The sequence below is a fragment of the Marinicauda salina genome (assembly GCF_003122085.1).
Taxonomy (GTDB): Bacteria; Pseudomonadota; Alphaproteobacteria; order Caulobacterales; family Maricaulaceae; genus Maricicauda_A; species Maricicauda_A salina.
The window spans coordinates 20,040-42,880 of record NZ_QEXV01000007.1; the positions used below are offsets into that span (position 1 = coordinate 20,040).

At 71.2% G+C, this 22,841-nt stretch carries 26 protein-coding genes; 8 read left to right on the top strand and 18 right to left on the bottom strand.

Translation table 11 applies throughout. From position 1 onward, the window contains the following. Positions 1–162 precede the first annotated feature (162 nt). Positions 163–627: a hypothetical protein gene (locus tag DDZ18_RS13000; RefSeq protein WP_233245843.1), complete on the top strand. Its 465-nt coding sequence runs from the start codon at positions 163–165 to the stop codon at positions 625–627. A 142-nt stretch (positions 628–769) separates the two neighbouring features. On the opposite strand, the gene DDZ18_RS13005 is transcribed toward DDZ18_RS13000, so the two are convergent. Together DDZ18_RS13005 and phaR are read right to left on the bottom strand one after the other, a co-directional pair. Then, positions 770–1,108 (bottom strand): hypothetical protein, encoded by a 339-nt coding sequence (locus tag DDZ18_RS13005; protein WP_146190678.1) that lies wholly within the window; start codon positions 1,106–1,108, stop codon positions 770–772. Positions 1,109–1,240: 132 nt separating this feature from the next. Next, entirely contained in the window at positions 1,241–1,816 is a 576-nt protein-coding gene (gene phaR / locus DDZ18_RS13010) for a polyhydroxyalkanoate synthesis repressor PhaR (RefSeq protein ID WP_109253840.1), read from the bottom strand. Positions 1,817–1,992: 176 nt separating this feature from the next. On the opposite strand from phaR, the gene phbB reads away from it, so the two are divergent. Both phbB and DDZ18_RS13020 read left to right on the top strand, forming a co-directional pair. Then, positions 1,993–2,718, top strand: coding sequence for a beta-ketoacyl-ACP reductase (gene phbB / locus DDZ18_RS13015; protein ID WP_109253841.1), 726 nt, complete (start codon positions 1,993–1,995; stop codon positions 2,716–2,718). 78 nt (positions 2,719–2,796) lie between these two features. Then, positions 2,797–3,525: a DUF4908 domain-containing protein gene (locus DDZ18_RS13020; RefSeq protein ID WP_109253842.1), complete on the top strand. Its 729-nt coding sequence runs from the start codon at positions 2,797–2,799 to the stop codon at positions 3,523–3,525. Here DDZ18_RS13020 and DDZ18_RS13025 read toward each other — a convergent pair. Continuing rightward, positions 3,522–3,986, bottom strand: a complete 465-nt coding sequence (locus tag DDZ18_RS13025) for a cupin domain-containing protein (protein WP_109253843.1) — start codon at positions 3,984–3,986, stop codon at positions 3,522–3,524. The genes DDZ18_RS13020 and DDZ18_RS13025 overlap by 4 nt on opposite strands. Continuing rightward, positions 3,986–4,753: a hydroxyacylglutathione hydrolase gene (gloB, locus tag DDZ18_RS13030; protein ID WP_109253844.1), complete on the bottom strand. Its 768-nt coding sequence runs from the start codon at positions 4,751–4,753 to the stop codon at positions 3,986–3,988. Before gloB ends, DDZ18_RS13025 begins: the two co-directional genes overlap by 1 nt. A gap of 81 nt (positions 4,754–4,834) precedes the next feature. Between gloB and DDZ18_RS13035 the strand changes: the two genes are divergently transcribed. Together DDZ18_RS13035 and hisC are read left to right on the top strand one after the other, a co-directional pair. Beyond that, positions 4,835–5,602 carry a class I SAM-dependent methyltransferase gene (locus tag DDZ18_RS13035; RefSeq protein ID WP_109253845.1) on the top strand — a complete coding sequence of 256 codons (768 nt, stop codon included), beginning with the start codon at positions 4,835–4,837 and terminating at the stop codon, positions 5,600–5,602. Positions 5,603–5,619: 17 nt separating this feature from the next. After that, positions 5,620–6,699 carry a histidinol-phosphate transaminase gene (hisC, locus tag DDZ18_RS13040; RefSeq protein WP_109253846.1) on the top strand — a complete coding sequence of 360 codons (1,080 nt, stop codon included), beginning with the start codon at positions 5,620–5,622 and terminating at the stop codon, positions 6,697–6,699. On the opposite strand, the gene DDZ18_RS13045 is transcribed toward hisC, so the two are convergent. From DDZ18_RS13045 to ftsE, 5 genes are read right to left on the bottom strand one after another with little or no spacing between them, the layout of a single operon-like run. After that, the gene (locus DDZ18_RS13045) at positions 6,696–7,769 is read right to left on the bottom strand and encodes a DUF2125 domain-containing protein (RefSeq protein ID WP_109253847.1); all 1,074 of its coding nucleotides are present in this window, start codon (positions 7,767–7,769) and stop codon (positions 6,696–6,698) included. The two genes, hisC and DDZ18_RS13045, sit on opposite strands and share 4 nt — an antisense overlap. Beyond that, entirely contained in the window at positions 7,766–8,506 is a 741-nt protein-coding gene (locus DDZ18_RS13050; RefSeq protein ID WP_199241158.1) for a lysophospholipid acyltransferase family protein, read from the bottom strand. The genes DDZ18_RS13045 and DDZ18_RS13050 overlap by 4 nt, the downstream gene beginning before the upstream one ends. A gap of 12 nt (positions 8,507–8,518) precedes the next feature. Then, entirely contained in the window at positions 8,519–9,115 is a 597-nt protein-coding gene (locus DDZ18_RS13055; RefSeq protein WP_109253848.1) for a YdcF family protein, read from the bottom strand. A gap of 55 nt (positions 9,116–9,170) precedes the next feature. Then, complete coding sequence (locus tag DDZ18_RS13060) at positions 9,171–10,064, bottom strand: cell division protein FtsX (RefSeq protein ID WP_109253849.1); 894 nt, start codon at positions 10,062–10,064, stop codon at positions 9,171–9,173. Beyond that, a complete protein-coding gene (gene ftsE / locus DDZ18_RS13065) occupies positions 10,061–10,780 on the bottom strand; it encodes a cell division ATP-binding protein FtsE (RefSeq protein ID WP_109253850.1) in 720 nt (239 codons plus the stop codon). Before ftsE ends, DDZ18_RS13060 begins: the two co-directional genes overlap by 4 nt. Before the next feature lie 81 nt (positions 10,781–10,861). Here ftsE and DDZ18_RS13070 point away from each other — a divergent pair, with 81 nt between their 5' ends. Next, on the top strand, positions 10,862–11,587 hold the full coding sequence (locus tag DDZ18_RS13070) for a DUF3426 domain-containing protein (RefSeq protein ID WP_158272168.1): 726 nt from the start codon (positions 10,862–10,864) through the stop codon (positions 11,585–11,587). On the opposite strand, the gene DDZ18_RS13075 is transcribed toward DDZ18_RS13070, so the two are convergent. The 4 genes from DDZ18_RS13075 to argH all read right to left on the bottom strand — a co-directional run bounded on the left by DDZ18_RS13075 (position 11,584) and on the right by argH (position 17,032). Beyond that, positions 11,584–12,813 carry an Acg family FMN-binding oxidoreductase gene (locus tag DDZ18_RS13075; RefSeq protein ID WP_109253852.1) on the bottom strand — a complete coding sequence of 410 codons (1,230 nt, stop codon included), beginning with the start codon at positions 12,811–12,813 and terminating at the stop codon, positions 11,584–11,586. The genes DDZ18_RS13070 and DDZ18_RS13075 overlap by 4 nt on opposite strands. A 57-nt stretch (positions 12,814–12,870) precedes the next feature. Continuing rightward, complete coding sequence (locus tag DDZ18_RS13080) at positions 12,871–15,321, bottom strand: DUF4175 domain-containing protein (RefSeq protein WP_109253853.1); 2,451 nt, start codon at positions 15,319–15,321, stop codon at positions 12,871–12,873. Between the two features lie 77 nt (positions 15,322–15,398). Beyond that, the gene (gene lptM, locus DDZ18_RS13085; protein WP_109253854.1) at positions 15,399–15,608 is read right to left on the bottom strand and encodes an LPS translocon maturation chaperone LptM; all 210 of its coding nucleotides are present in this window, start codon (positions 15,606–15,608) and stop codon (positions 15,399–15,401) included. After that, complete coding sequence (gene argH, locus DDZ18_RS13090) at positions 15,605–17,032, bottom strand: argininosuccinate lyase (RefSeq protein WP_233245845.1); 1,428 nt, start codon at positions 17,030–17,032, stop codon at positions 15,605–15,607. The genes lptM and argH overlap by 4 nt, the downstream gene beginning before the upstream one ends. A gap of 54 nt (positions 17,033–17,086) precedes the next feature. Here argH and DDZ18_RS13095 point away from each other — a divergent pair, with 54 nt between their 5' ends. Then, positions 17,087–17,671, top strand: a complete 585-nt coding sequence (locus DDZ18_RS13095) for a TlpA family protein disulfide reductase (protein ID WP_109253855.1) — start codon at positions 17,087–17,089, stop codon at positions 17,669–17,671. 288 nt (positions 17,672–17,959) lie between these two features. Here the strand turns inward: DDZ18_RS13095 and DDZ18_RS13100 are convergent, their stop codons facing one another. The 4 genes from DDZ18_RS13100 to DDZ18_RS13120 form a co-directional block, all read right to left on the bottom strand. After that, the gene (locus DDZ18_RS13100; RefSeq protein WP_109253856.1) at positions 17,960–18,904 is read right to left on the bottom strand and encodes an electron transfer flavoprotein subunit alpha/FixB family protein; all 945 of its coding nucleotides are present in this window, start codon (positions 18,902–18,904) and stop codon (positions 17,960–17,962) included. Continuing rightward, complete coding sequence (locus tag DDZ18_RS13105) at positions 18,904–19,653, bottom strand: electron transfer flavoprotein subunit beta/FixA family protein (protein WP_109253857.1); 750 nt, start codon at positions 19,651–19,653, stop codon at positions 18,904–18,906. Before DDZ18_RS13105 ends, DDZ18_RS13100 begins: the two co-directional genes overlap by 1 nt. Before the next feature lie 338 nt (positions 19,654–19,991). Next, complete coding sequence (locus DDZ18_RS13115; RefSeq protein ID WP_109253859.1) at positions 19,992–20,609, bottom strand: YceI family protein; 618 nt, start codon at positions 20,607–20,609, stop codon at positions 19,992–19,994. Between the two features lie 129 nt (positions 20,610–20,738). Further along, positions 20,739–21,314, bottom strand: a complete 576-nt coding sequence (locus DDZ18_RS13120; RefSeq protein WP_109253860.1) for a cob(I)yrinic acid a,c-diamide adenosyltransferase — start codon at positions 21,312–21,314, stop codon at positions 20,739–20,741. A gap of 115 nt (positions 21,315–21,429) precedes the next feature. Here DDZ18_RS13120 and DDZ18_RS13125 point away from each other — a divergent pair, with 115 nt between their 5' ends. Continuing rightward, a complete protein-coding gene (locus tag DDZ18_RS13125) occupies positions 21,430–22,515 on the top strand; it encodes a serine hydrolase domain-containing protein (protein ID WP_158272162.1) in 1,086 nt (361 codons plus the stop codon). Here DDZ18_RS13125 and DDZ18_RS13130 read toward each other — a convergent pair. Continuing rightward, positions 22,512–22,718 (bottom strand): twin transmembrane helix small protein, encoded by a 207-nt coding sequence (locus DDZ18_RS13130; protein ID WP_109253862.1) that lies wholly within the window; start codon positions 22,716–22,718, stop codon positions 22,512–22,514. The two genes, DDZ18_RS13125 and DDZ18_RS13130, sit on opposite strands and share 4 nt — an antisense overlap. Positions 22,719–22,841 lie beyond the last annotated feature (123 nt).

Here is a 22,841-nt window from a genome sequence, read left to right on the forward strand (position 1 = left end):
GACAGGCCGGCCCGGCCGGTCGGCCTCACGCGCGTGACAGGGAGCGGGGACATGCCAGTTTCGGGAAGCGGCGTGGCGCTCGGCCTCGCCAGCGCTGATCAGAACGGCAATCAAAACAAGGGGGGATCCATGTTCGGAATGTTTCCAAAAATGATCATTCCGGTGCTGGTTTACATCGCGGTGGCGTACGCCTCGGCGATGTCGGGAGGCGGCGCCGAGGGTTTCGTGGGCGATATCGATCGCTTCCAGTCGGGTACGTGCGCGGGGATGGAGAACGCCGCGCCGGACGCCGAGCCGTGCCGCGAAGGCGCGCTCAACGGCACGCTGTTCAGCGTCGACATGCTGTCGGGCGGCGTCTGGACGCTGTCGACGGGCGACATCATCCTGATCCTCGGCCTGGTCTTTCTTTTCATCGAGATGGTCAAGTCGGCGAATTCGGGCACCTCGACGATCGTCAATCACGGCCTGTCGATGGGGGTCTTCGTGATCTGCCTCGGGCTGTTCCTGATGGCGCCGCTGTTCGCGACGTCCACCTTCTTCCTGCTGACCCTGATGACATTGCTCGACGTGGTCGCCGGATTCACGGTGACCGCCATCGCGGCGCGGCGCGACCTGGGCGCAGGCTGACGACGCGGCGAACGTGACGCAAAAGGGCCGGTCCGCTCGCGGGCCGGCCCTTTTCGCATCGGTCGTCAGATCATCACGAAGAACACGGCCAGCGCGATCGCGCCGTCGGCCGCCCGAAGGGCGCGCAGGGCGAGGCGCTCGCTCATGCCCGCGTCTCCATCGCCGGACGCGGCGCGGGAGCGACGCCGGCCGCCGCGCTCGCATAGGCGTCGCGATAGCGCCGGCGTTCGGTCTCGTCGGCGCGCAGGCCGCGCAAGGGCGGTCCCGCCTCGATCTGGAGCGTGGTCGCCGTGCGGGCCGTCGAGGCGCTCGCGTCGGGCCGTTCGCGCCGGGAAGAAGGATGATCGCGCCGCGCGCCGGCGGGCACGAGCGCCTGCTCGCCCCGGCGGCGGTCCGCGTCGGAATCGGCCCGCGCCGTGCGCTCCACGCGGGAGGCGCGGCGGGTCGGGACGGACGGGTTCGGGCCGATATTCGCGATCATGGGATCCATGACCGCAAGATGCGGGCCGGACTTAACCTCCCGTCAAGAGGTCCTAACAGCCGGTAAACGTGCGGATGCGGGCCGCATCGGCGGCGTCGGCGCGCTCAGGCGTGCCGGAACGGCACGCCGCGTTCAGCGGTCTCCGGCCAGCTTGTCGATCTTGGCGCGCATCGCCTCGAGCTCGGCGCGCAGGGACTCGACTTCGCCCCGATCGTCGGACCCGGCGGGCGTTTCCTCGCCCGTCCCGCTTTCGGCGGGGAAGGGCGTGAACATCTTCATCGCCTGCTCGAACAGCGCCATGTTGCGCTTGGCGTGCTCTTCGAGCATCGGCATCGCGCCGGCCCCGCCCATCGCCGAGGTCATCTGCTTGCGCAGCTCGTCCTGCTGCCGGCACAGCGTCTCCATCGACATGCGCAGATAGTCGGGCACGAAAGCCTGCATGGAGTCGCCGTAGAAGCTGATCAGCTGGCGCAGGAACTCGACCGGGAGCAGGTTCGCGCCCTTGGATTCCTCCTCGAAGATGATCTGGGCGAGCACGCTGCGCGTCAGGTCCTCGCCGGTCTTGGCGTCGATCACCTGGAAGTCGCGATTGGCCTTCACCAGCTCGCGCAGGTGATCAAGCGTCACGTAGCGGCTGGCGGACGTGTCGTAGAGGCGCCGGTTCGCGTACTTCTTGATGACGACGGCGGAGTTGTCGTCGGCGGGCATCGGCTTCTCCCTCGGTCCCTGTCAGCGGGGCGGAACGCGATGCGGGGCTTACGCACTCGACATCACAGACGTTCGCGTTCAGAAAGACCCTTGCGTTGTCGCAGGCGCGTGCGGCGCCGCGCCTTCGCGGCGCACAATAGTCAGTCTTTCACCGATGGGACAGGGAGGATTTCCTCATGGCGCGCACAGCGTTGGTGACAGGCGGCACGCGAGGCATCGGCAAGGCGATATGCCTGGCGCTCAAGGAGGCGGGCTACAAGGTGGCCGCCAACTACGCCGGCAACGACCAGGCCGCGCTCGAATTCCGCGAAGAGACCGACCTGCCGACCTACAAGTGGGACGTCGGCGATTACGAGGGGTGCCGCGAGGGCGTCGCGGCCATCGAGTCCGATCTCGGCCCGGTGGACATCCTCGTCAACAACGCCGGGATCACCCGCGACGCGCCGTTCCACAAGATGACCGCCGAGCAGTGGAACAAGGTGATCGACACCAATCTCACCGGCGTGTTCAACATCACCCATGTCGTCTGGCCCGGCATGCGCGAGCGCGGCTTCGGCCGGGTCGTGATGATCTCGTCGATCAACGGCCAGAAAGGCCAGTTCGGCCAGGCCAACTACGCCGCCTCGAAGGCCGGCGATCTCGGATTCACCCGGTCGCTCGCCCAGGAAGGCGCCCGCAAGGGGATCACCGTCAACGCGATCTGTCCCGGCTATATCGCCACCGACATGGTGATGGCGGTGCCCGAGGACGTGCGCGAGAAGATCGTCGCCCAGATCCCGATCGGCCGGCTCGGCGAGCCCGAGGAGATCGCCCGCTGCGTGCGCTTCCTCGTCTCCGACGACGCCGGATTCATCACCGGCTCGACGCTGACGGCGAATGGCGGCCAGTATCTCGCGAGCTGAAATTTCGCCGACGCCGGCTGCAGTTCGCAGGCCGGTCCGCCCCGAAATCGCCCTACTGGCCGCCTAATCGATCGCCGTATGTTCAGGGCTCTTGTCGCTTTGCTGTGGATCGCCGCTGCGCTCGCCGGACCGGCTCACGCCCAGTCCGGGGAGCGGTCGAATCCGCTGTCCCGGCTGGTCGAGCGCGACGCCGAGCGCCAGCCCGCCGCGGCGTGGTACGAGCGCGCCGACGGGCGCGGCCGGTTCCTGTTCGATCGCTCGAGCCGGCCGGCGCTGGTCCGCCCGGAGGGCTCCGAGGAAGTCTACGCGGTTCGCGCCGCGCGCGCCGCCGGCGGCGGCGAGGTCTGGGTGACCGACACCGACCGGGTGCTTCTGCGCACGACCAATCTGGGCGGCGTCACCTATTTCCCGCCGAACGCGCCCGACGGCGTGCTGGTCGACCGGGTCGGCCCGGCCGAGCCCGTTGAGGCCGAACCGGTCTCTAGCGCCGATCTCGAGGCGGCCGCCGAGGCGATGGCGGATTCGCTGGCGGCGCTGACGCGGGGGTCGGTGACCGCGGAGCTGACCGCGCCCGGTCCCGAGGAGAACGCGCTCATCCTCGACGCGATGGCGATGATCGAGCGCGCCGTCGACGCCGCGCCCCGCCGCGCCGTCCGGTCGCTCCGGGTCGTGCGCATAGGGGTCGGCGAACGGCCGCGCGCCAGCTACGAGGACGGCGTGCTCGACATTTCAGTGAGTCCCGCGATGGGCTATGGGGGCCGCCCGTCCTCGGATTACATTCGCCGCACGCTGGAAGTCGCCGACTAGGTCTTCGGCGGCGCTCCGCCCGGGCCCGGCCGCCAGTCGTCCGGCGCCAGCTCGAACCCCGAAAACTCGAATCCCGGCGCGACGACGCAGCTGACCAGCGTCCAGGCGCCGAGGCTCTCGGCGGCCTGCCAGGCGCCCGGCGGCACGACGCCCTGGGGCCGCTCGTCCCGGCGCAGTCCGGGCCCCAGGCGCAGCGAACGGGCCGTCTCGCCGTCCTCCGAGATCGTCAGCGCCAGCGGCCCGCCGGCGTGCCACAGCCAGATCTCGGCGGCGTCGACGCGGTGCCAGGCCGACACCTCGCCGGCCTGCAGCAGGAAATAGATCGCGGTGGCGCGTGCGCGTCCGTCCGGACCCGCCGCGTCGCGGAATGTCTCGACGAAATGGCCGCCCTCGGGATGGGGCGCCATGCCGAGCAGCCGGATGATCTCCCCGGCGCCGAGATCGCCGCTGATCGCCTCCATCAGAACGCGTCCTTGCGGCGGCGGACCTCGGCGAACACCGCGACATCGTCGGCGTCCTCCATCCCGAGGCGTGCGCGCAGGCGCGGATCGTCCCAGCGCAGGAAGGGATTGGCCGCGCGCTCGGCGGCGATCGAGGTCGGCACGGTCGGCCGGTCCTCCGCGCGCAGCCGGTCGACGCGCTCGGCGTAGGCCTTCAGCTCGGGATTGTCCGGGTCGACGGTCAGCGCGAAGCGCGCATTGGCCTGGGTGTATTCGTGCGCGCAGTAGATCGTCGTCTCCGGCGGCAGGGCGCGCAGGCGCGACAGGCTCTCCTGCATCTGGGCGGGCGCGCCCTCGAACAGCCGCCCGCAGCCGAGCGCGAACAGCGCGTCGCCGACGAACGCCGTCCGCTCGGTCTCGAACCAGTAGGCGATATGGCCGAGCGTGTGGCCGCCGACATCGATCACCTGCGCCTCGAGGTTTCCCAGACGCACGACGTCGCCGTGGCGGACGGCCAGGTCGACATGGCCGATCTTGTCGGCCTCGGCCGCAGGCGCGGTCACCTTCGCGCCCGTCGCGTCCCGGATCGCCTCGTTGCCGCCGGCGTGGTCCCAGTGGTGATGCGTGTTCCAGATGTCGGTGATGCGCCAGCCGGCGGCCTCCGCCTCGGCGAGGATGCGCTCGGCGTCGGGCGTGTCGATCGCCGCGCACGCCCCGGTCTCGGAGCATCGGATGAGATAGCCGTAATTGTCGCTCAGGCAGGGGAACTGCCGGACCTCAAGCGTCATCGTCTCCTCGCGGGGGCGGCCTTACCAGGAGGGGTGCGCCACCCTATCATCACGGTTGAAACGAATGCGAGCCTGTGACCGATGCGGACCGACGCCCTCGAGATCGATCGCTTCTACCGCGGCCGCCGCGGCCGTGCGGCGCGCGACATGGCGCTGCGCCGGCTCCTGGCGCTGTGGCCGGACGCGCCGCAGCTGGACCTGCTCGGCTACGGCTTCGCCGGGCCCTATCTGGAGCCCTATCGCGGAACGGCGCGCCGGGCGGTGGCCTACATGCCTGACGTCCAGGGCGCGGTGCCCTGGCCGGAGGATCGCGAGGCGAAGAACGCCTGCGCGCTGGGCGAGGAGATCCGGCTGCCCTTCGCCGAGGCGCAGTTCGACCGGATCATCCTGGCCCACGCCCTGGAGGAGGCCGGCGATCACGGCCGGCTGCTCCGCGAGCTGTGGCGCGTGCTCGCGCCCGAGGGCCGCATGGTGATCGTCGTCGCTCACCGCGCCGGCGCCTGGTCGCGCGCCGACGACACCCCCTTCGGCCACGGCCGGCCCTTTTCGCGACGCCAGCTGACGCGCCTGCTCGACGATGCGCTGTTCGAGCCGGTCGCCTGGGCGCGCGCGCTCTACGCCCCGCCCTGGGGCTGGAGCACGCGCGAACGCATCGCCGACGGCTTCGAGAAGGCCGGCGAGCGCCTGTGGCCGCCCTTCGGCGGGCTCATTCTCGTCGAGGCCGTCAAGCATGTCGGCGCGGTGCGTCCCGCCGGCGCGACGGCGCCGGCCCGGCGCAAGGCGCTTGAAGGCGCGACCTCGCCCGCGCTATCTCCCGGCCGGCCGCGCGACCGCGCGGACCCCGACTAGCCAGAAAGCGAGTTCCGATGACCCTGCAGCCCCGGCCCGGCATTCTCGACATCAAACCCTACAAGCCCGGCGCGGCGGCGCCCGAGGGCGCGGCGAAGCTGTCCTCGAACGAGAACGCGCTGGGCTGCAGCGAGAAGGCCGCCGAGGCGTTCCGCGCTTGCGCCGAGCGGCTGCACATCTATCCCGACGGCGGCGCCGGCGAGCTGCGCGAAGCGATCGGCGCGGCCGAAGGGGTCGACCCTGACCGCATCGTCTGCGGCGCCGGCTCCGACGAGCTCCTGCAGCTGATCGGCCGGGCCTATCTCGATCCCGGCGACAAGGTCGTCCAGACCGAGTACGGCTTCCTCGTCTACCGCCTGGTCGCCAAGCAGTCGGGCGCCGAGATCGTCTCCGCGCCGGAGACGGACTACCGCGCCGACGTCGACGCCATCCTCGAGACGGCCGGCGACGACGCGAAGATCGTCTTCCTCGCCAATCCGAACAATCCGACCGGGACCTATATTCCGGCCTCCGAGGTGCGCCGTCTCCGCGAGAGCCTGCCCGCCGACACGCTGCTCGTGCTCGACGCGGCTTACGCCGAGTTCGTCGACGCGCCGGACTACGAGAGCGGCATGGCGATGGTCGACGCGTACGACAACGTCGTGTGCACCCGCACCTTCTCGAAGATCCACGGCCTCGCCGGCCTGCGGCTGGGCTGGGCGTACGGCCGGCCCGAGATCGTCGACGTGCTCCACCGCGTGCGCGGGCCGTTCAACGTCAACCTGCCCGCGATCGCGGCGGGGACGGCGGCGATCGGCGACCGCGACTTCGTCAAGCGCTCCAAGGCGCACAACGACGAGTGGGTCGCCTGGCTCGTCCAGCAGATCCGCGGCCTCGGCCTCGAGGTCACGCCGTCGGTGTGCAATTTCGTGCTGGTCCACTTCCCCGACGAAGACGGCAGGCGCGCCGAGGACGCCGACGCCTTCCTCGCCGAACGCGGCCTGATCACGCGCCCGCTTCAGCCTTACGGGCTGCCGAACGCGCTGAGGATCTCGGTGGGGCTGGCCGAGGACAACCGGGCCGTCGCCGACGCGCTCGGCGAGTTCGTCGCGCGCTAGTCCGGATCGGACAGCCCGCCCAGCCGCGCCGGGCCGAGGAAGATTCCGCCGTTCTGCAGGCGGAAGGGCAGGGCCAGCCCGCCGCCGCGCCGCGGCGCCATCATGGCCGCCAGCTGCAGCGCCTCGCCCTGGTCGGGCGCGACGAGTCCCGCCTCGACCAGCGCGCCGACCAGCACGTCGGGATCGGTGACGATCACCGACAGGCGGCCGCTGGGCGTGAAATCCTCGCCGAGGCTGATATCGCCCTCGCCGGCGACCTCGGCCGGTCCCCAGAGCATCTGGGCGGCGTTGACGAGGATCCGCCCGCCCGCGCGCGTCCATGCGGCCAAATCGCCCTCGGCGGCGAGCTCGTTCCACTCGGTCAGCTCGGCGTCGAGGCGCAGCCGGCTGATCTCCGGACCGAACGTCGCGCTGACGTCCTCGCTGAGCAGGCCGGCGGCGAGCTGCGCGCCATTGGCCTCGATGCGCGCATGCAGGCGGTCGCCGTCTTCGATCCGGCCGTTAAGCCGCACCGCGCCGAGCGCCGACACCGCGGGGCGCGGGCCTTCGGTGGTGGCGATGGTGAGCGCGTCGATCTCCGCGCCGATGCGGTCGGTCGCGCCGTCCGCGCCGGCCAGGCTGACGCGGGCCTGCTCGGCCTCGATGGCGTAGCGCGCCGGCGTTCCGTCGATCTCGGTCTCCAGGTTGAGCGGCGAGCCGAAGGTGAGGATCCAGTGATTGAAGCTGAACAGCTGGGCGCTGGCGGCGAAGCGCGGCATGTCGGCCCGCCAGCCGCCGTCGGCGGCCGGGGCGACGATCTCGGGATCGCGGGCGCGCAGCGTGAAGCGGAACGGATAGCCCGTCACGCGCAGCTGGTGGTAGCTGATCTCGTAGCCGGCGGCCTGCTGTTCGGCGACCCACGCCTCGCCGCGCTCCTGGATGCGGCCGGCGGCGTAGAACCAGTAGACGGCGTGGACGATCAGCAGAACGACGAAGAGGCCGAGCGGAACGAAAAGCAGCTTGCGCGACGGCCCGCGCTTGCGGTTGAGCGCCTGGTAGTAGGGGTGATCGATCTGCGAGGTGTCGGTCATGCCGCGTCCGCCGCGCGCTGCGCGTCCGTTTCGCGCTCCACGAGCGCGTCGGAGGCGGTTTCGATGCGTGTCTCAAGCTCGGACATGAATGCGTCCCTCGACAGTCCCGGCTCGATCGCAGGCAAGAACTCCACCACGATCGTTCCCGGCCGGCGGATGAAGCCGTGCCCGGGCCAGTGCAGGCCCGAGTTCAGCGCCACCGGCGCGCATTTAACCTTCATCGCCGCGTACAGCCCCGCCACGCCGGGCTTGTAGCTCTCCGCCGCGCCGGGATCGACGCGCGTGCCCTGAGGAAAGATCACGACCTGGCGGCCTTCCTCGGCGCGCTCGCGCGCCTGGCGCAGCATCTTCCGCATGGCCGTCCCCCCGGCGGCGCGGTCGACGGAGATGTTGCGCAGCTTCATCGCATACCAGCCGAAAAAGGGCAGCCAGACCAGCTCCTTCTTCAGGATGATCGCGGGGTCGTCGAGTATGCGCCAGAAGGCGAGCGTCTCGAACATCGACTGGTGCTTGGAGGCGACGAGCGCCCCGCCATGGGGAATATGCTCGCGTCCGCGCACCTCGTAACGGATCCCGCACAGGAGCTTGAGCCCGCCGAATACGAGGTCGAGATAGACCTGCATGCAGGCGCGCGTCCAGCTGCGCGGCCCCAGCAGGCTCGGCGCGCAGACGACGCCCATCACCGCCATCAGGCCGTACATCCAGACGACGAAGAGGGCTGATCCAAGGACCGCCATCGGGGCTCCCGCTCAGCGCCCGGCCGGTTGCGGGGATGCGCGTCGGCCCCCCACCCGCGCATAGACCGCGGCGTACTTGAAGAATTCCTGGACCCAGCGCCGCGCCGCGCGGGCGTCCGACCACGGCGCCGGACCGCGCACAGCATAGGCCACGAGTTCGGCTTCGGGCATCGCCGCATGCAGCTCCAGCAGGGCGCGGGGCATGTGATAGTCCGACGTCACGACCACGAGGCGGCCATAGTCGTGCGAGCGCGCCCAGCGCGCCGTCTGGGCGGCGTTCGACAGCGTGTCGGTCGCCGCCGTGTCGAAGTCCACGCAGCACTCGAACAGCGCCGGCGAGCCGCCGACGGCCGCCCGGACGGCGTCGGCCGCGCTGTCGGGGTGTGCGCCCGAGATGAGCAGGCGTTCGCCGCGGCCGCTTTCGAGCAGGCCGACGGCCGTGGCGACCCGGTCCTCGCCGCCCGTCAGCGCGACGATCGCGTCGCCGCGGGCGCTCGAGGAGGGGCCGTGAGTAGTCGCCTCGCGGACGAACAGCGCGAAGCCGATCACCAGCCCCGCCGTCACAGCGAAGGCCGCCAGGCGCAGCATGCCGAGCGCGCGTTCGTTCATCCTTGCGGCTCCATGTCGGGGATCATCGCGCGGTTTTGCGGCGAAGGCGAGGCCGTCATGTCCAGCGCGCCCTGAGCGCCGAGCGCACCGCCGCCCGGGCCGCCAGCGCCGAGATCAGCCCGGACAGGATCGCCGCGGCGGGCGGAATGGCCGCCGCGCTCCAGTGCAGCTCCAGCGTCGGCAGGAAGAAGAGCGAACCCGCCGGCCCGCCGGCGATGGCCAGCCCGAGCGCGGCCAGCGTGGCGAAGATCGCGCCGGCCAGCCCGGCCTTCAGCCCGAGAATGAAGAAGCGGCGCTGGAACAGGCCGGTGATGAACGGGTCGGGCGCGCCGACGAGATGCAGCGCGTCGGCGATCTCCCAGCGCGCCGCCAGAGAGGCCCGGGCGGCGAAAGCCACCACGGCGGCCGCCGCGATCCCCAGCACGAAGACGAGGCCGAAGGCGAAATAACGCACCGCGCCGGCCGCGCGGGCCACGGCGTTCGCCCAGCGCCCGTGATCGTCGACGAGGACCTGGTAGGGCGCGTCCTCGAGCAGGGCCTCGATCGCGCCCGGCGCGGGCGGTTCGGCCGGGTCGACGGTCACCGCGATCAGGCGCGGCACGGGCAAATCATCGGGCAGGGCGCCGTCGCCCAGCCACGGGCGCAGCAGGGCCTCGGCGGAGGCGCGCGATCGCGCCTCGACATCGACGACGCCGGGCAGCTCCGCGATGCGCCCGGCCGCTTCGGCGGCGTCGGCGTCGGCGTCGCGGCCTTCCGCCGGCATGAGCTGGACCGTGATCTCGTCGGTGAGCTGGGCCGTCCAGCCCGCCGCCGCGCCCCAGGCGCCGGCCGCGCCGAGCGCGGCGAGGCAGGCCAGGAAAACCAGGATCGAGGCGACCGCGAAGAGCGGCCGGTCGCGGTCGGCGTCCGGCGGCAGCAGCGGTCCCGACTTCGGCGGGGCCTCGCTCATGCCGCCCGCGCCCCGTGCGCAAGCCGCCCGCCGGCGAGCTCCATCACCGGCGCGTCCAGCGAGCGCACCAGCGAGAAGTCGTGACTGGCCACCAGCACGGTCGTGCCCAGCCGGTTGAGCTCGACGAAGAGCCGCATCAGCCGCCGCGCCATCGCGGGATCGACATTGCCCGTGGGCTCGTCGGCGATGAGCAGGTCGGGCTTGGCGACGACGGCGCGCGCGATCGCGGCGCGCTGCTGCTCGCCCCCGGACAGGGTCGCGGGATGGGCGTCCATGCGCTCGCCGAGTCCGACCCAGGCGAGCAGTTCGCCGACATCCTCGGCGTAGCTCGCCCGCGGCTGGCCGGCGACGCGCAGCGGCAGGGCGACGTTGTCGAACACGGTGAGATGATCGAGCAGGCGGAAGTCCTGGAAGATGACGCCGATGCGCCGCCTCAGACCGGGCAGGGACTCGCGCGGGATCATCGAGGCGTCGCGGCCGAACAGCGAGATGAGCCCGCTCGACGGTCGCTCGGCGAGATAGATCAGCCGCAGCAGGGTTGTCTTGCCCGCGCCCGACGGGCCGGTGAGAAACTGGAAACCTCCGCGTGGTAAATCAAAGGTGACGTCGCGCAGGACTTCCGGTCCGCGGCCGTAGCGCATGCCGACTCCCTGGAACCGGACGGCCGGTTCCGCGCCGTTCGACGGCGTGTCGGGGTCTCGCGCTTCGGCGGTCATCGGATGGGTCGGGCCCTGATTCGGTCGGATCGGCGGAAGGAGCGCGAGGCGGACTATGCAGGAGCAAAGAGGTCTGCGTCCATGATCGTGACCTGTCCGAGCTGCGACACGCGGTATCGCGCCGAAGACGACGCGCTGAGCGCGCGCGGCGGCCGCGTGCGCTGCGCGTCCTGCGGCCATTCCTGGAAGGTCGAGGCCGAGGCGCTGACGCTGAGCGAAGCGGTCGACGTCCCCGCGGTCGAGGAGACGCCGCTCAAGGCCGAGCCGGTCTCCGCGCCGACGCTGCAGGCCCGGCCGCTCAAGCCCCACGAGCTGATCCGCCGCCGGGCCGAGGTGCGCCGCCGCAATGCGCGCCTCGCCGTCTCCGGCGTCGGCTGGCTGGGCGTCGCGGCCATGTTCGCGGTCATGCTGGGCGGCGCCTGGATCATGCGCGTCGACATCATGCGCGTCTGGCCGCAATCGAGCGCGGCGTTCGCCGCAGTCGGCGCGCCGGTCAATCCCTACGGCCTCGAGGTGCGCAATCTCTCGGTGGCGCGCGAGGAGACCGACGGCGCGCCCGCGCTGGCGATCGAGGGCGACGTGGTCAACATCACCGGCCGGGCGCGCGAGATCCCGCCGCTGCGCGCCGCCCTGCTCGACGCCGACGGCGCGCCGCTGGTCGAGTGGGTCGTGCTGATGGAATCGCCGGAACTTGACGCCGAGGCGATGGAGCGCTTCCGCACCATCATGCCCGATCCGCCGGAGGCCGCCGCCGAGATCGAGGTGATCTTCGATCCCGATGCGCGGCCGGCCGGGCAAGCAGACTAGGCGCGAAACGCGCTCTCCGGAACGCGCAGGTTCGGCCGTTGCGCCGCGGTCCCCGCGCCGCCGACAAGCTTGTCGGCGGCCGCCCAGCGCGGCTGGGGATGGCCCGGCGGATCGGCGTAGCCGGCGCGGGCGAGCATCTGGATGGTTCCGAGTCGCCCGCCGAGTCCGAGGCGCGTATGGACGGCGTCGTAGAACTCCGAGACTTCCTGGTATTCCTGCAGCGCCTGGCTCATCGGGTGGAGTGCGAGACCGCGCGCGGTCGCCTCGAGCTGCATGCGGAGCCATGACCGTCCCGCGGCGACCTGGCTTTCCCGGTCATTGCGCTCGGTGGCGAGCCAGACGAAGGCCGGCGTCCCGGCCGCCTGCTCCTCGTACATCGTCACGCCCTGCCGGAAGGCGGTGCTCTCGGGGTCCATCATCGCGCTGCGCGTGACCATGCCCGCGGCGGCCATCGCCTCGATCGCGGGTCCCTGCAGCGCGATTCCGTCCGGGTTCGCATTGATCTCGGCCTTGCCGATGCGCATCACCGCGACCGTCTCGGCCTGAACCCGCGGCGTCATCAGCTCGCGGATCCCGGCCTCGCGCACGATCTCGCGCAGCGGCGCGACCGCGTCGGGCGACGTCTCCGCGCCGAAGGCGACGCGCGACGCTTCGGCGCCGCGGCGCAGATATTCCAGCGTCTCGGGCGGCGGCGGACGGCCGGGATCGTAGGCGGTCTTGATCGTGCGCCGCGCGCCGAGCTGGTCGAACAGGACGTCGGGTTCGGCCTCCGGATTTTCGGCGAGCGCGATGCGCGCGACCGGCCGGTCGTCGAGCGACATCGGATAGACGCCCTCGGGAAACAGCGTCGTTTCAGTCGCGAAGCCATTGGCGGCCGCGGCGAGATCGATCGCCTCGAGAAAGCCGCCCAGGCTCACGACGGTCTGGCGGGCGAAGGGGTCCGTGCGCGGCAGCAGCAGGCCGGTGTCCGGCAGAACGGTGACGACGCCGGGCTCTGACAGATCGGCGATCCAGGGCTGGAGATTGTGCGAGGAGGGCGCGAGCACGGCCCAGCGCAGGATCGTGATCCGCGGATCCTCGTGGGGCTCGCCCGCGATCCGCCAGGGTTCGGTCGCTTCGCGCGGCGTGCGGGTGACGACCCAGCCGCCCCCGGCGCCGACGACCAGAAGCGCCGCCCCGCCGAAACCGAGCAGGCGCAGCGTGCGTCGCTTCTTCTGGTCCGCCATCGCCTGACCTCCCCGTTTTCCGAGAACGTCCGAAAATACCACGCCGAGATGGGCGCGTCAGAAGCGTTCGAGCAGCCGGTCGATATAGTCGAGCTCGTCCTGGGGACGGTTCTGTTCAGCCGCCCGGCGGCGCAGCTCCTCCAGGATCGACCGGGCGCGCTGGCGTTCGCTCTCGCTGGGCAGGTCGACGCCGCCGCCCATCGCCCCGCTTCCGGATCGTCCGAGCGGATCGGTCTCGCCGTCCTGGCCCTGCTGGCCGCGCGCTTCGGCCAGGCGGCGGGCGGCCTCGCCCGCGCCTTCCCGCAGCGCCTGCAACGCCTCGTCCTGGGCGTCGAGCGCCCGGTCGCGATCACCCCCGCGCAGCGCCTCCTCGGCCTCGCGCATGGCGCGGCGGGCCTCGTCGAGCGCCTCGGCGGCCGCGCCCCCGGGCGCGCTCTCGGAGAACTCGCCAGTGCGCTCGCCGAGCGCGCCCTGGCGTCCGGCGAGATCGCGCGGCGCCTCGCCGCCGCCGGCCTCGCCGTCCTCCTCGCCGCCGCCCTGCGGCCGGCCGGATTGACCGTCCTCGCCGCGGAAGGTCTCGTCCATGAGCTCGCGCTGCTCGCCGATGAGATCGCCGAGCTCCTCGAGCGCCTCGCGCAGGGCGCGCGACATCTCGCTCTCGCCATCGCCCTGCCCGCCGCGGGCGAGCTGCATCTGCATGTTGCGCAGCATTTCCGCCAGCGCGGCCAGCGCCCGGCGCGCGTTCAACGTGTCGCCCAGCTCGGCGGACTCCCGGAGCGCGTCGAGCATCTCCTGCAGAGCGTCGGAGTTCATGCCGCCGCCTCCGCCGCCTTCGGCGAAGCGGCCTTCCTCGGCGGCCTCGCGGGCCAGCGCGGCCATGTAGTTCTGCATCGCCTGCTCGAAGGCGTCGAACAGCGCCGACAGTTCCATTGCGTCGGCGCCGCGGGCCATGGCGTCCATCAGCGCCTGCTCGGCGGCGCGCAGCGCGGCCTCGGCGTCAGCGAGGCTGCCCAGCTCGGCGCGCAGGGCGATCTGCCAGAGATCCTCGTCGAGATGGCCGAGCGCGTCGATCTCGCGGGCGCGGCGGACCTCGTGGAGCGTCGTGCGCAGGCCCATGTAGACGATCGGGTCGTCGAAGAAGCGCGGCGGCGCGTCGCTCACCGCATCCAGGGCGAGCGCCAGCCGGCGCACCTCGTCCGGCGCCCGCTCGATGCGCCGGTCGGGCTGGTCGTCGAGATAGCGCGGCCGGTCGAGAGCGGGCGCGGGCTCCGCCTCGGGCATGGGCGCGTAGTCGTCGGAGACGCCGAGAAAGCCCTTGCGCTCGTGGGCCACGGCGCGGGCCAGCGGATCGAGAAAGACCCGTTGCGGCAGGGTGATCGCGACCGGCGCGCTGCGCCCGGTCTGGCCGGCGGCGTCAGTCCCGGTCATGCGGATCAGCACGCGCTCGCCGGCGAGACGATGGCGGGCGAGATCGATCTCGGCTCCCTTGAGCCCGTCCTCGCCCGCGACCGTGACCGAACCCGGCGCGATCTCGACGCGCTCCCAGGCGTCGTCGGCGGGATCGCCGGCGTCGGGCTCCGGAGCGAACTCGAGCGCGAAGGCCTCGACGCCGTAATCGTCGCGGGCGACGAATTCGAGGCCGAGCCGGCCCTCGGCGTCGCCCTCGGGCTCGGCGGCCAGCGCCAGATGCGGCGGTTCGTCGGGAATGAGGGCGAGGCGGACCCGTTCGCGCAGCGCGCCGGCGCGCACGGCGATCTCGCCGTCTTCGGCGGGGACGGCGCGGACCTGGTAGGTCCGCGGCCCGATCTGCTCGATCTCGGCCTCCGCGCCGGACACGCGCGGCGCGCCCCGCACGCCGGCGACCCGGGCGGCGAGGACGGAGCCTTCGGGAATCTCGAGCTCGCGGCGGTCGCGCAGATAGATCGTCGGCCGGCCGGTGTATTCGGGCGGCTCGATCCAGAGATCGGCGACGGCGGCTGCTCCGCCGCCGGCCAGCGGGCGCGGCAGGAAGGCGTCGTAGAGCCGGGCGTTGAGGCGGTCGCCGGCGGCCAGCCCGCCGACGACGAGCATCAGGACGAGGGCCACCCGCGCCCCCCACGGGTCGAGCGCCGCCCAGGCCGCCTTCGGCCGGCGGGTCCGCGCGCCGGCCAACCGGACGGCCATGCGTTCGCGATGGGCCGCCCACAGCGCGTCGTCGCCGGCCGACGGCGCATCGCGCAGGGCTTCGTAGGGCCGGTCGGCGAGCCGGCTGTCCTCCTCGACCCGGCGCTCGGCGTCGCGGCGGGCGGGCCAGGTGAAGCGTCGCGCGGCGCGAACCGCGGCGAACCCGCCGATCGCGGCGAGCGCCAGAGCCGTCAGCGCGCGCGCGGGATCGCCCAGCCGCTCGAACACGCCGAACAGGGCCAGGCCCGCATAGACGCCGATCACGGCGAGCGGGCCGGCGAGAACCGGCGCGGCGCGCTCCCAGACAAGCGCGGCGCGGGCGAGGATCAGCGGCGTCGTGCGCATACGCGGAAAAGTCTAGTCGTCACGGGCCGGCTTGGCACGGGGGCGCTGCATGACGATTCCGACAGGTGGTCCGGCCGTCAGCCTTCGCTTTCGTCGGCGGCTTCGCCGTCATCGGTCTCGGTTCCGGCCTCGCTTTCGGCCTCGCCGTTCTCGGTTTCGTAGGCGCGCTCGGCGTCGGTGCGCTCGTCCGGGCCCCAGAGCGGGGGCGGGCGCTCGAGATCGCCGCGAATGCCGCAGCCGGACAGAAGAATCAGCGCGACGGGCGCGGTCAGGGCGAGTCGTTTCATGAGGCGTCCTCCTCGAAGCGGCGTCTCCAGGCGGCGATCTGTTCGCGCACGCGGTCTGGCGCGGTCCCGCCATAGCTCGTGCGGCTCTCCATCGAGGCGCGCGCCGACAGCACGGCGAAGACCCCGTCATGGATGCGCGGCTCGATCTCCTGAAAGACCGCGAGCGGCGTCTCGGCGAGCGGCAGGCTGCGGCGCTCGGCGGCCTTCACCGCCGCGCCGGCGACGTGGTGGGCGTCGCGGAAGGGAAGGCCCAGCTCGCGCACCAGCCAGTCGGCGAGATCGGTGGCGTCGGAATAGGCCTCGCCGGCGGCGATCTCGAGCGCATCGCGGTCGAAGCTGAGATCGGCGGCCATGCCCGCCATCGCCTCGATGGCGAGCATGAGGTCGTCGAAGGCGGCGAAGACGCCGGCCTTGTCCTCCTGGAGATCCTTTGAATAGGCCAGCGGCAGGCCCTTGCACACGATGACGAGGCCCTGCAGCGCGCCGGCGATGCTTCCCGGCTTGGCGCGCACCAGCTCGGCGGCGTCGGGATTGCGCTTCTGCGGCATGATCGACGAGCCCGTCGAGAAGGCGTCGGTGAGCGTCGCGAAGCCGAATCGGCGCGAGCACCACAGCACGATCTCGTCGGCGAAGCGCGACAGGTTCACCGCCGCGATGGTCGCCGCCGACAGCGCCTCCAAGGCGAAATCGCGCGAGGCGACGGCATCGAGCGAGTTGGCCATCGGCCGGTCGAAGCCGAGCGCCTTCGCCGTCATCTCCCGGTCGATCGGAAACGCCGTGCCCGCCAGCGCCGCCGCGCCCAGCGGGCTTTCGTTCATTCGACGCCGCGCGTCGGCGAGGCGGCCGCGATCGCGCTCGGCGGCCTCGACCCAGCACATTAGGTGATGGCCGAGGCTCACCGGCTGGGCGGTCTGCAGATGGGTGAAGCCGGGCATCACCCAGTCGGCGTGCGCTTCGGCCTGGTCGACCAGCGCGACCTGGTAGCGTCTGAGGCCGTCCTCGGCGCGCGCGCAGGCCTCGCGCAGCCAGAGCCGGAAATCGGTCGCGACCTGGTCATTGCGCGAGCGCGCGGTGTGCAGCCGCCCGCCGGCCTCGCCGATGCGCTCCTTGAGCGCGGCCTCGATATTCATGTGGACGTCTTCGAGCGCCGTCGACCACTCGAAGCGGCCGGCGCGGATGTCGGCGCGGATCGCCTCCAGCCCCTCGCGGATCCGTGACGCATCGTCGCTTGAAATGATCCCGCAGGCGGCCAACATCTCCGCGTGGGCGAGCGAGCCGGCGATGTCCTGTTCGTAGAGGCGCTTGTCGACATCGACCGAGGCGTTGATGGCCTCGAGCGCGGCCGACGGGCCGGTCTCGAAGCGTCCGCCCCACATGTCGCGGCCGCCGGGTTTCGCGGCGTCGGGCTTGTCGGCGCGGCTCATGGTTCGGCGCGTCTCCGCTCGCGGGACGAAGGGATCGGAAGGGAAGGTTCTGACATGAAGCCGTCGCCGTTGAAAATCGGGCTCATAACCCTGCCGATCCTGGGCGGGCTGGCAATCCTGTACGTCATCTTTTCCGCGCTGGGCGATTCCACGCCGGACGCGCTGGACAGATTCGCCGTCGGCGAGATGCGCGGCTTCCGCAGCGTCGAGGACGCCCCGCCCCAGCCGCAGAACCCGATCCTCACCGGCGGCGGCCGGGAGATCACGCTCGCCGACAAGCGCGGCAAGGTCATCCTGGTGAATTTCTGGGCGACCTGGTGCGCGCCCTGCGTCGTCGAGATGCCGGCGCTGGACGCGCTGCAGGCCGAGCTGGGCTCGGCGGATTTCGAGGTCGTGCCGGTGTCGATGGATCGATCGATCGAGGATGCGCGCGCCTTCTACGCCGAGAACGAGCTTGTCCATCTCGAGCTGTATCACGACCAGTCCTTCCGCGCGGCGATGGATGTCGGCGCGCGCGGCCTGCCGGTGTCGATCCTCTATGACCGCAACGGCGCGGAGATCGGACGGATGAGCGGCGAGGCCGACTGGGCGAGCGAGGACGCCTTCGCGCTGATCGAGGCCGCGGTGGAGCGGTATTGAGGCGGGCCGCACCGCCTATCGCCGATCGTCTGAACGAAGAGGTTCATTGGCGGCGATCAGACTGGACCCCCACCCCGGCCCTCCCCCTGAGGGGGAGGGAGTCGCGCGTGCGCCGGTCGCCCGATCGGAAAGAGTCAGTCGGCGGCGATTGGATTCTCCCGCCCCTTGAGGGGAGGGCCGGGGTGGGGTGTCTGCCAAGATCCCGGTCGCGTATCCGGCGAGGAAGGCAAAGAAAAACCCCGGGCCGCGGGGCCCGGGGATTGTCCATTCGAGTGATGAAGGCGCGGCCTAGTAGCCGATCTTGCCGATCTCCTCTTCGAACGCCGGCACGGCGTCGAACAGGTCGGCGACGAGGCCGTAATCGGCGACTTCGAAGATCGGCGCCTCCTCGTCCTTGTTGATGGCGACGATGACCTTGGAGTCCTTCATGCCGGCCAGGTGCTGAATCGCCCCGGAGATGCCCACGGCGATGTAGAGTTCGGGGGCGACCACCTTGCCGGTCTGTCCGACCTGGTAGTCGTTCGGCACGAAGCCGGCGTCGACGGCCGCGCGCGAGGCGCCGACCGCGGCGTTCAGCTTGTCGGCGACGCGCTCCAGGATCTGGAAGTTCTCGCCGTTGCCCATGCCGCGGCCGCCGGAGATGACGATCTTGGCCGAGGCCAGCTCCGGGCGGTCGGATTCCGACAGCTCCTCGGAGACGAAGCGCGAGGCCGCGGCCGCCTCGGGCGCGTCGATCGTCTCGACGGAGGCGGCGCTGTCCTGGTCGCCGGCCTTCTCGAACGTGGTCGGGCGGACCGTGATCACCTTCTTCTTGTCGGAGGACTTCACCGTCATCATGGCGTTGCCCGCATAGATCGGGCGGATGAAGGTCTCGGCGTCCTCGACCGAGGCGATGTCGGAGATCTGCATCACGTCGAGCTTCGCCGCGATCCGGGGCATGAAGTTCTTCCCCGTCGTCGTGGCCGGCGCGAGGATCGCGTCATAGTCGTCGGCGAGGCCGAGGACGAGCGTCTCCATGGCCTCGGCGAGCTGCTTCTCCAGCGGCTCGGCGTCGGCGTGGAACACCTTGGCGACGCCGTCGACCTTGGCGGCGGCCTCGGCGACCGCGCCGGCGTCCTTGCCCGCGACGAGGACGTGGACGTCGCCCCCGATCTTCTTGGCGGCGGTGACCGCCGCGCGGGTGGATTCGCCCAGCTCGGCGTTGTCGTGGTCGGCGATGACGAGCACGGTCATTACAGCACCCCCGCTTCGTTCTTCAGCTTGTCGACGAGCTCGGCGACGGATTCGACCTTCACCCCGCCCTTGCGCTTGGGCGGCTCGGTGACCTTGAGGACCTCGAGACGCGGCGCGATGTCGACGTCGAAATCGTCCGGGCTCTTCTGGTCGATCGGCTTGCGCTTGGCCTTCATGATGTTCGGCAGCGAAGCGTAGCGCGGCTCGTTCAGCCTGAGGTCGGTGGTGATGATCGCCGGCGTCGACATGCCCACGGTCTGCAGCCCGCCGTCGATCTCGCGGGTGACCTTCAGCTCGTCGCCGTCCTTTTCGACCTTCGAGGCGAAGGTCGCCTGCGGCCAGCCGAGCAGGGCGGCCAGCATCTGGCCGGTGGCGTTGGAGTCGTCGTCGATGGCCTGCTTGCCGAGGATGACGAGATCCGGGCTCTCCTCGTCGACGACGCCCTTGAGGATCTTGGCCACGGCGAGCGGCTCGACGGTCTCGTCGGTGACGATGTGGATGCCGCGATCGGCGCCCATGGCGAGCGCGGTGCGGATCGTCTCCTGGGCCTGCTGGGAGCCGATGGAGACGGCCACGACCTCTTCGGCCAGGCCGTTCTCCTTCATGCGGATCGCCTCCTCGACGGCGATCTCGCAGAAGGGGTTCATCGACATCTTGACGTTGGCGAGGTCGACGCCGCTCTGGTCGGGTTTGACCCGGACCTTCACGTTGTAATCGACCACCCGCTTGACGGGGACGAGGATTTTCATCGACGGCTCCGGTTCCGGTTGGGCGCGGCGTCCGGGCGGACGCGGCGGTCTTGAATGGCGGAGAAACTAGGCGCGGAACCTGCCCGGCGCCACCGCCTAAGTCAACGCGCCGCACCGCAGCATGGCGGCGGCTGCATTTCTCCATCCTTCGAGGCCCGGCTGGCGCCGGGCGCCTCAGGATGAGGCGGAGGCGCATCACGTCCCTCATCCTGAGGTGCGGGCCGAAGGCGAGCCTCGAAGGATGGCAGGGCGCGCACAGACAAAACCGGCCCGCGATTACCCGCGGGCCGGCTCTGCAAGTCTCGATCGACCGCCTGAGCGGCCGATGCGGAGCGCGTTTACGCGTCCTCGTCGCTGACCAGGGTGAGCTCGGTCTCGATGACGATCTCGACTTCGTCGGAGACCGCCGGGACGGCGTAGCCCATGTCCCAGTCCGAGCGGTTGACCGTTCCCGTCGCGGAGAAACCGGCCGTCATCGTCCCGCCCATGCTTTCGGGCTTGGGCGCGTGCTTGTTGAGCTCGACGTCGAGCGTGACTTCGTTGGTGACCCCGCGAATGGTGAGATCGCCGGTCATCGTGCCGGTCTCGCCGTCCTCGGTGGCGAAGCCGGTGGCGACGAAGCGGGCCTCGGGATGCTCCTCGGTGAGGAAGAAGTCGCCCGAGTTGAGATGCTCGATGAAGCGCTCGTGGTCGCCGCCGGCCCAGAGGCCGCCGGGCAGGGTGAAGGTGACGTCGACGGTCGAGTTCTCGGGCTCCTCGAAATCGAGCATGAGCACGCCGTCATAATCGGTGAAGTGGAGCGACTGGCGCGAATAGCCGAGATGCGTCCAGCTCGCGCGGATCGTGGTGTGGCTCTTGTCGAACTCGTACTCGGCCGGCTCGGCGAAGGCGGCCGTCGACATGGTCGGCGCCATCAGGAAGGCCGCGAGCGAGGCGGCGGCGTAAGCGAACTTCATGGCGGGTCTCTCCCGGTGACTGTCCTCGTGCGGCGCGTCGCCGCATGCGCAAGGACTTAGGGAGCCGCCCCCCGGCTTCGCCACCCCGGACGCGCGAAAAATCTTGTTCCGGTGCGGAATAGACGCGGGTCAGCGGCTTTCGCCGGGGACCCATTTGACGTCGGCGCGCCCGTCCTCGTTGGCGATGCGCGCCATGACGAAGAGCAGGTCGGCCAGCCGGTTGAGATAGCGGATGACGGCGCCGCTCACCGGTTCGCCGGCCTCGGCGAGCGCGGTGACCCGCCGCTCGGCGCGCCGGCAGACGGTGCGGGCGAGATGCAGCCGCGCGGCGGCCTCGCTCCCGCCGGGCAGGATGAAGCTGTCGAGCGGCTCGAGCCGGGCGTTCAGCCGGTCTATCTCGGATTCCAGGCGCTCGACCTGGGCGTCGCTCGCGCGCAGCGGCTCCCATTCCAGTTGCTCGCCGCGGTCGGGCACGCACAGATCCGCGCCGACGTCGAACAGCTCGTTCTGTATGCGCTTGAGCGGCTCGGCGAGTTCGTGATCATCGCCGAGCGCGGCGCGCGCCAGCCCGATCGCGGCGTTGGCCTCGTCGACGGCGCCGTAGGCCTCGACGCGCGGGTCGTGTTTGGCCGCCTCGCTCATGTCGCCGAGGCGGGTGACGCCCTTGTCGCCGGTCTTCGTGTAGATCTTCGTCAGACGCACCATGATCGCGCTCCTCAGCGAGGCCGCGCACGCTAGACGCGGGCGGTGTCGCGGACAATCTTCACAGACCCCCGCCGCGCGTGCCAGCACGGAACCGGGAAGGAAGGAGGACGAGCCGATGCCGATCGCCGCCGTGTTCGCAGCCGTCATGCTTCAATTCGCGCCGGAGCCCGACCCCGGCCTCTCGGAACGCGCCGCCGCGCTGATCGACGAGACCGGCTCGCCGGGCGGCGCGGTGCTCGTGGTCGAGGACGACGCCGCGCGAGTCGGCGTCGCCGGCGTGCGCATTCGCGGGGAGGAGCCCGCGATCGAGCCGGGCGATCTCTGGCATCTGGGCTCCAACACCAAGGCGATGACGGCGACGCTCGCCGCGCGTCTCGTCGAGCAGGGCGCGATCGACTGGGATGCGACCGTCGGCGACGTGCTCGGCGAGGCGGTCGAGACGATCGAGCCGGCCTATCGCGAGGCGACGCTGGCCGACCTGCTGGCCCATCGCGCCCGCCTGCCGGCCAATCTGGGCGCCGTAAACATGGTCCGCCTCGCCGGCTCGGACGCCGGCCGCGACGCGGCCGCCGACCGCCGACGGTATGCGGCGTGGGTTCTCGCCGCGTCGCCGGCCGCGGAGGAAGGCGAGTTTCTCTACTCCAACGCCGGCTATGTCGTGGCCGGGCTGATGCTCGAGACCGCCGCCGGCGAACCCTACGAGACGCTGATGCGCCGGGAAGTGTTCGATCCGCTCGGCATGGCGACGGCGGGGTGGGGTCCGCCCGGGACGCGCGGCGAGGCCGATCAGCCGCGCGGCCACGGGTCGGGCCTGCTCGGCGGGCTCAGCCCGCGCGAGCCCGGCGCCAGGGCGGACAATCCCCCGGCGATGAATTCGGCGGGCCGGGCGCATATGAGCCTCGGCGATCTCGGCCGCTTCCTGGCCGCGCATCTCGACGGCGCGCGCGGCGACGAGCGCTATCTGTCAGAGGAAAGCTGGCGGCGCCTGCACGCGCCCGCGGGCGAGTCCGGCTACGCGCTCGGCTGGAGCGAAGGCGAGGACGGCGGGCTCGAACACGCCGGTTCGAACACGATGTGGTTCGTGAAGATGGCGGTCTGGCCGGACGCCGGGCGCGCCGCGGCGGTCGCGATCAATGACGGCCGGATCGAAGAGGTCGCGGATCCCGTCGGTCGGGCCGTTGATGAATTTGCGCCGGATTAACCCGCCAGCGCGCCCTTCGCCCAGAAGCCGATCACGATGATGATGATGGCGACGAACTGGAACAGCACGCGCGCGCGCATGAGCCGGTTCGACCAGGTCCGGCCGAACTCGCCGCCGCGGAACAGCGCGTAGATGCCCGCGCACAGGATCGCGAAGACGATCCCGAGCGCGATGTAGAGCAGGATGTCGATGGTTCCGATCATGGACGCTCATGTAGCGTCGCGGGCGCGCGACGGCAAATGAGGCGCTGCGTCTGGAATTGATGCGCGGCATTTCCAGTTATCAAAACATTCTTTGAATTCATTGGCTTTTCCGCAAGCGCGACC

Excerpts from the sequence above, each read along its gene's own strand:
- DDZ18_RS13005 (WP_146190678.1), bottom strand. The coding sequence starts at position 1,108 with ATGATCGCGAATATCGGCCCGAACCCGTCCGTCCCGACCCGCCGCGCC.
- phaR (WP_109253840.1), bottom strand. The coding sequence starts at position 1,816 with ATGCCCGCCGACGACAACTCCGCCGTCGTCATCAAGAAGTACGCGAAC.
- phbB (WP_109253841.1), top strand. The coding sequence starts at position 1,993 with ATGGCGCGCACAGCGTTGGTGACAGGCGGCACGCGAGGCATCGGCAAG.
- DDZ18_RS13020 (WP_109253842.1), top strand. The coding sequence starts at position 2,797 with ATGTTCAGGGCTCTTGTCGCTTTGCTGTGGATCGCCGCTGCGCTCGCC.
- DDZ18_RS13025 (WP_109253843.1), bottom strand. The coding sequence starts at position 3,986 with ATGGAGGCGATCAGCGGCGATCTCGGCGCCGGGGAGATCATCCGGCTG.
- gloB (WP_109253844.1), bottom strand. The coding sequence starts at position 4,753 with ATGACGCTTGAGGTCCGGCAGTTCCCCTGCCTGAGCGACAATTACGGC.
- DDZ18_RS13035 (WP_109253845.1), top strand. The coding sequence starts at position 4,835 with ATGCGGACCGACGCCCTCGAGATCGATCGCTTCTACCGCGGCCGCCGC.
- hisC (WP_109253846.1), top strand. The coding sequence starts at position 5,620 with ATGACCCTGCAGCCCCGGCCCGGCATTCTCGACATCAAACCCTACAAG.
- DDZ18_RS13045 (WP_109253847.1), bottom strand. The coding sequence starts at position 7,769 with ATGACCGACACCTCGCAGATCGATCACCCCTACTACCAGGCGCTCAAC.
- DDZ18_RS13050 (WP_199241158.1), bottom strand. The coding sequence starts at position 8,506 with ATGGCGGTCCTTGGATCAGCCCTCTTCGTCGTCTGGATGTACGGCCTG.
- DDZ18_RS13055 (WP_109253848.1), bottom strand. The coding sequence starts at position 9,115 with ATGAACGAACGCGCGCTCGGCATGCTGCGCCTGGCGGCCTTCGCTGTG.
- DDZ18_RS13060 (WP_109253849.1), bottom strand. The coding sequence starts at position 10,064 with ATGAGCGAGGCCCCGCCGAAGTCGGGACCGCTGCTGCCGCCGGACGCC.
- ftsE (WP_109253850.1), bottom strand. The coding sequence starts at position 10,780 with ATGACCGCCGAAGCGCGAGACCCCGACACGCCGTCGAACGGCGCGGAA.
- DDZ18_RS13070 (WP_158272168.1), top strand. The coding sequence starts at position 10,862 with ATGATCGTGACCTGTCCGAGCTGCGACACGCGGTATCGCGCCGAAGAC.
- DDZ18_RS13075 (WP_109253852.1), bottom strand. The coding sequence starts at position 12,813 with ATGGCGGACCAGAAGAAGCGACGCACGCTGCGCCTGCTCGGTTTCGGC.
- DDZ18_RS13080 (WP_109253853.1), bottom strand. The coding sequence starts at position 15,321 with ATGCGCACGACGCCGCTGATCCTCGCCCGCGCCGCGCTTGTCTGGGAG.
- lptM (WP_109253854.1), bottom strand. The coding sequence starts at position 15,608 with ATGAAACGACTCGCCCTGACCGCGCCCGTCGCGCTGATTCTTCTGTCC.
- argH (WP_233245845.1), bottom strand. The coding sequence starts at position 17,032 with ATGAGCCGCGCCGACAAGCCCGACGCCGCGAAACCCGGCGGCCGCGAC.
- DDZ18_RS13095 (WP_109253855.1), top strand. The coding sequence starts at position 17,087 with ATGAAGCCGTCGCCGTTGAAAATCGGGCTCATAACCCTGCCGATCCTG.
- DDZ18_RS13100 (WP_109253856.1), bottom strand. The coding sequence starts at position 18,904 with ATGACCGTGCTCGTCATCGCCGACCACGACAACGCCGAGCTGGGCGAA.
- DDZ18_RS13105 (WP_109253857.1), bottom strand. The coding sequence starts at position 19,653 with ATGAAAATCCTCGTCCCCGTCAAGCGGGTGGTCGATTACAACGTGAAG.
- DDZ18_RS13115 (WP_109253859.1), bottom strand. The coding sequence starts at position 20,609 with ATGAAGTTCGCTTACGCCGCCGCCTCGCTCGCGGCCTTCCTGATGGCG.
- DDZ18_RS13120 (WP_109253860.1), bottom strand. The coding sequence starts at position 21,314 with ATGGTGCGTCTGACGAAGATCTACACGAAGACCGGCGACAAGGGCGTC.
- DDZ18_RS13125 (WP_158272162.1), top strand. The coding sequence starts at position 21,430 with ATGCCGATCGCCGCCGTGTTCGCAGCCGTCATGCTTCAATTCGCGCCG.
- DDZ18_RS13130 (WP_109253862.1), bottom strand. The coding sequence starts at position 22,718 with ATGATCGGAACCATCGACATCCTGCTCTACATCGCGCTCGGGATCGTC.